Origin of the sequence: Rhodococcus sp. WWJCD1 (genome assembly GCF_002258735.1) — a bacterium.
Taxonomy (GTDB): domain Bacteria; phylum Actinomycetota; class Actinomycetes; order Mycobacteriales; family Mycobacteriaceae; genus Rhodococcoides.
Map to the genome: position 1 here is coordinate 1 of NZ_NOXY01000017.1, position 1157 is coordinate 1157.

The 1157-nt window shown below is 66.5% G+C and carries 1 protein-coding gene; it reads right to left on the reverse strand.

Annotated elements, in window-relative coordinates:
- On the reverse strand, window positions 1–1157 hold a 1157-nt coding region (locus tag CH286_RS11890), incomplete at both ends, for an AMP-binding protein (protein WP_141215837.1).

A 1157-nucleotide genomic window follows, 5' to 3' on the forward strand; every position in this document is an offset into this window, starting at 1 on the left:
GGCCGGGCGATCGGTGAGATCTCCTTGGAGACCTGCGCTTTGAGTTCGGCGATCAACGCATCGCCGGTGTTCTCCTCGCCGGCCCGCAGGATGACGAACGCGACGATGCCCTGTCCGGTGGTGTCGTCGGCGGCACCGACGACGGCGGCTTCGGCGACACTGTGATGGGTGACCAGTGCCGATTCCACTTCGGAGGTGGAGATGCGGTGGCCGGAGACGTTCATGACGTCGTCGACGCGGCCGAGGACCCACAGGGCGCCGTCGTCGTCGTACTTGGCGCCGTCGCCGGCGAAGTACCAGCCTTCTTCGGCGTAGCGGGACCAGTAGGTGTCCTTGTAGCGGTCCATGTCGCCCCAGATGCCGCGCAGCATCGCCGGCCACGGCTCGTCGAGGACGAGGTAGCCGTTGCCGCCGTTGCCCAGGGGCTTGGCGTCGTCGTCGACGATCTTGGCCGAGATACCGGGCAGCGGAGTCATGGCGGAGCCGGGTTTGGTGGCGGTGACGCCGGGCAGTGGGGAGATCATGATTGCGCCGGTCTCGGTCTGCCACCAGGTGTCGACGATCGGGGCGGTGCCGCCGCCGACGACGTCGCGGAACCAGCGCCATGCCTCGGGGTTGATGGGCTCGCCGACGGAGCCGAGCAGGCGGATCGAGGACAGGTCGTGGGCTTCGGGAATCTCCTTGCCCCACTTCATGAACGTGCGTACGAGGGTGGGGGAGGTGTAGTAGATCGAGACCTTGTACTTCTCGATGACGTTCCAATGCCGGTGCTCGTCGGGCGAATTGGGAGTGCCCTCGTAGACGACCTGGGTGGCGCGGTTCGAGAGCGGCCCGTAGACGATGTAGGAGTGCCCGGTGACCCAGCCGATGTCGGCGGTGCACCAGTAGACGTCGGTGCCGGCCTTGTGGTCGAAGACGTTGTGGTGGGTGTACGAGGTCTGCGTGAGGTAGCCGCCGGAGGTGTGGATGATGCCCTTGGGCTTACCCGTCGTGCCGGAGGTGTAGAGGATGAACAGGGGGTGCTCGGCCGGGAACGGCTGTGCCTCGTGCTCTGTCGACGCCGTGGCGACGGTCTCGTGCCACCACAGGTCGCGTGGTGAAGTCCAGGCGACGTCGGAGTCGGTGCGCTTGACGACGAGGACGTGTTCGATCGATGC